Genomic DNA, 3,981 nt, shown 5'->3' on the forward strand with positions numbered 1-3,981 from the left:
TGTGGGACTCGGCCCTAGTACACGCTGACCGTGTCGTAGCCGGTCGACTTCGTGGACAGGTGCCACTTGTCGGAGGGTGCGTATCCGTAGATGCGATAGGTCCCCTTGGGCAGCGAGAACGTGGCCTTGTATCGCGTGCCGCTCCTCAGGTTGTAGTTCACGCCGGTCACGTTCTTGTACCAGACGTATCGGCTGCCGGACTTCTTGTAGACCATGAAGCGGGCCGACTTCGAACCCGAGGAGTGGTACGGCGCGATGGTGCCGTACACGGTGTGACGCGAGTACCGCTTCCATCGGCTGGCCGCCACCGGCGTACCGAGCGCAACCTTGTGGCGCGTGTACGCGACGCGGAACGAGGTCAGCAGCTTTGTCTGGAACATGACGGTGTGATTCTTCGTGTCCCAGCCGATGACCTTGAGCGAATCGATTCCGCCTCGGGCCGAAGGGTTGCGCCGCAACACGCGCAGGTAGGGCACCTCACTGTTAGGCACGGCGGTGTTGTACGGAAGCGTGATCGCCCAGACTCCGTCGACTGCGGTGCCTGTCGACTTTGCACCCGCGGTGTCGCCGGCGAGCCAGTAGCCCGAAGGCAGATGAATCAGCGGCGCCGGCTGGAACGTGAGACGAGCGCCACCGGCTCCACCGTCCTCAAGGCCTGCACCACCACCCACGACTCCCAAGAACGATGCACGCAGCTTGGACTGGTTCGTGGAGAGCGCGGCGGGCGCGAGCGACGCCGGTGCGAGGGCCGCCGGGCCCATCGTGGGGGCGAAGGACGAAGGCGCTGGCACGAGGACGCTCGTGTACTTCTTCTCCCACGGGGCGAGCTCGAACGACCATGAACCGGCTCCGCGACCGAAGTAGTCGGTGTAATCGACGCGATAGGTACCCGTGGGCAGGACCTTCCAGATCTTCTGGAACGTGCCGCCGGTGGTGTAGCCCGAGTCGATCTCGAACCACTTGGTCTTGTACTGGTACCACACGTCCACCCACACGGCACCGGTCGGGTAGGAGGGGCCATCGGCGTGAAGGGCGACGTATCCGCCGGGCACGATGGTCTCGTCGATCGACGCCGTGGTGGCACCGAGCGTGACGGGGACCGCCGTGTGGTCGACGACCGTCGCGCCCGACGAGGTGTTGAGCGAGTCGACGAGCGGCTGGTTCTTGTAGGTGCGGCGGTTGTAGTCGCGGTACTGAATCGGGAGGTCGTAGCCCTCCGCAGGCGGGTTGTAGTCGGGATAGAAGTTGACCTTGTAGTCGGCGTTGCTGGGCATACCCGACAGCGTGTACTCACCGTTGACGTCGGTGAACGCCGTCCACTCATCCGAGCCGGTCCACGCTATCGAGCCGAAGGACGGGTCGAACGCTTTGCGCGCCGCCGAGACGGTAACGCCGGGTACCTCAAGGCCGGCCTCATCGACCACACGGCCGGTGATCGAACCGCCATCGACGCGCTCGACATTCCACACGTGCGTGCCCGCCGGATTGAACGTGCCCTCTTGGGCAGGGTGCTGGAACGGCACTGGATCGTTCGGGTCGAGCGGATCGGCCTTGTCGCTGATCTTGATGAGGACCTGGTTGTCGGTGAGACCCGTGCTGGTGGGGACGCGAATCAGGTACGCACCACCGCCAGGGCCGTCGCCCCACGAGGTCACACGACGGAAGAACTCGGGGTAGCCGGAGTCGGGATCGATGAACGACGCGGTAATCCAAGCCTTGGCGTTTCCGCCACCATCATCGTGCTGGAGTGTGCCCCAGACGGCGTATGAGTCCGCCTTCGGAGTGAGCGTCTGCTTGAGATTCGACGAGCCTCCGACCGTCGCGACAACGGTGGACGCGACCGTGTCCTCGTAGACCGGCGTATCGGAGCCGTCACGGTAGATGTAGTCCCACGATCCAGCGGGCAGCCATGTGTGGCCGAAACCTGTCTCGTCGACCTGCCACGAGAAGTTGGTCTCCCAGTTGTTTGGGTCCCCACCGGTCGGGTAGGCGATGACCGAGATGCCCGCGACCTGGAACTCGTCGCCGCCGAAGTCAGCGGACGCCTCCGTGCAGGCGGCTACAACCGCATGGCCCGAGTTGAACTCCACGTTAGGGAGATTGACGTCTTCGCCCGAGACCAACCCGCAAGTGACCTCCTCGGACTGCGTGATCGGATCGTAGTCCTGTGAGTACCCGCTGCTACTGGGCACGGCGTCGTCGGGAACCTTGCCGGACTTGGTGCCACGGAGGTACAGCGACCATTCGCCGGGTATCGCATCGGGAATCGTGAAGTTGCCGTCCATATCGGTGGTGGCCCAGCGGGTGTAGACCACGCTGTTGGTCGTGACCTGAGCGACGACATCGGATCCGCCGACTCCGATCGCGCCGTCGACTGCACGGCCGGAGAGCGTGCCGTTACGATCGAGCACCGTGTTTCCGGCGTCAGCACTTGTGCCGCCGAGTATGTGCCGACGGGTGTCGTAGTTGGGCGGATAGTAGACCTCGTCGAGTGCCCACGCCGAATTCTCGGCCCAGTTCACATCGTGGAGGTCATTAGGTGAGTTGGGATCGTTGATGTAGAGCGAGTACGTGCCCTGGATGATGTCGGTGATGACGAACCGGCCCGAGGCATCGGTGATGCCGGACTGTTCGAATCCGTACATCGCAGCATCCGAGGTCTCGCCTGATGCGCGCACGTAGATGCCCTCAAGCGGCGACCCATCAGGGGAGTGCACGAAGCCGGTGATCGTCGCAGGCTCCGATGGTCCGATCGCGCTGGCGGTCATCACAGCTCCCAGCACGATCACGAGTGCGAGCAGCACGAGGCAGACGAACCTGCCGGGCAGACTTGCTCGCGATGGAATGCTCCCCACGATGCACCCCTTCCTCGCGGCGGTGGCATGCAGCCACGACCGCATACGACGACCTGAGGCAACCCCGTGCCTCATTGGGGAAGTATATGCCCGCGGGTGCGGCAAGTGCTACGGATTGGTGACGCGCGTCGCAGTGAGAACGGGGACGAGTGTGCCGTCGAGCGACACGAGGGTGATGACTCCGGCGTAGGTGCCCCCCGAAACGACCTGACCGCCTCGGTTTGCATCCATCACGAGAAGCACGGTCGAGTTGGACAGAGCGATGCTGGGCGTGGTGCGCGCAGTAAGCGACGTCACGGTGGCGGCCACCGTCTGCCCGAGGCGACTCTGGGGGCCGTAGCCCCACGGCTTGAAGACGATGTCGTAGGTCTCGCCAGGGGTGGCCTTGTCGGCCGAGAAGCCGGAGATGAGCCGCGCAGGCGACGAGGCGAGACGCCGCAGCCGCGAGCCTTCCGACGCCGGCGACGTGCGCTCGGCGGTGGCAGCGGGCGTGCCTTGCGGGAGTGGGGCGACGCGAACCGGCAGAGCACCCGTTGTCACGACCAGTGCGCCCTTGTAGGCATCAGGCGCGGGTGTGGAAGACGTGCCCGCCTGCTCCGATGAGGCGCTGCCCGACGTTCGGTTGAGCAGCATCTGCCCGCCGACAAGCGCCAGCGCGACGATGGCGACCCCTGCGATCGCGAACAGCCACCTGCGGTTCACCGCGTCCCCCGTTCGATCTCCTCTGCGTGCACCCGGGCGTTTTGCGCCATGGCGGCCTCGCCGGCAGTCTCGTAGACCTGTGCGAGTGTCGCCCACGCCTGCGCATCGTTGGGAGCATAGCGCACGGCGGTCGTCAGCGAAGTGATCGCTTCGTCGATTCGTCCCAGCCCGGCGAGTGCACTGCCGCGGGCGGCCCAGCGGTAGCCGTTCTCCGGGTCGAGGCCGACGGAGCGCTCGATGATCGGCAGCGCACGCTCGAGCAGTGCGGGGTCGCGCTGCGCGATGCCCGCGGCCAGGTACACGTCGCCGAGCTGCGCGACCACGAGCGTGTCGTGCGGCAGCCGCGTTCGGGCTGCGACCATCGCGCGCTCGGCGTCGGCGTACGCCGACGCGTCGCCGGCTGCCGCCGGCGACGTCGCGGCTC

The 3,981-nt window shown here is 65.8% G+C and carries 3 protein-coding genes; all 3 read right to left on the reverse strand.

Annotated features, from left to right (window positions below; genetic code table 11):
• Positions 1-14: 14 nt before the first annotated feature.
• Positions 15-2,855, reverse strand: coding sequence for a carboxypeptidase regulatory-like domain-containing protein (locus HGB10_11920; protein ID NTU72510.1), 2,841 nt, complete (start codon positions 2,853-2,855; stop codon positions 15-17).
• Between the two features lie 108 nt (positions 2,856-2,963).
• Positions 2,964-3,557, reverse strand: a complete 594-nt coding sequence (locus HGB10_11925) for a hypothetical protein (protein ID NTU72511.1) — start codon at positions 3,555-3,557, stop codon at positions 2,964-2,966.
• Positions 3,554-3,981, reverse strand: a 428-nt coding sequence (locus HGB10_11930; protein ID NTU72512.1) for a tetratricopeptide repeat protein, incomplete at its 5' end; no start/stop codon positions are given. The genes HGB10_11925 and HGB10_11930, both read right to left, overlap by 4 nt.

The sequence above is a fragment of the Coriobacteriia bacterium genome, from assembly GCA_013334745.1.
GTDB lineage: Bacteria > Actinomycetota > Coriobacteriia > Anaerosomatales > JAAXUF01 > JAAXWY01.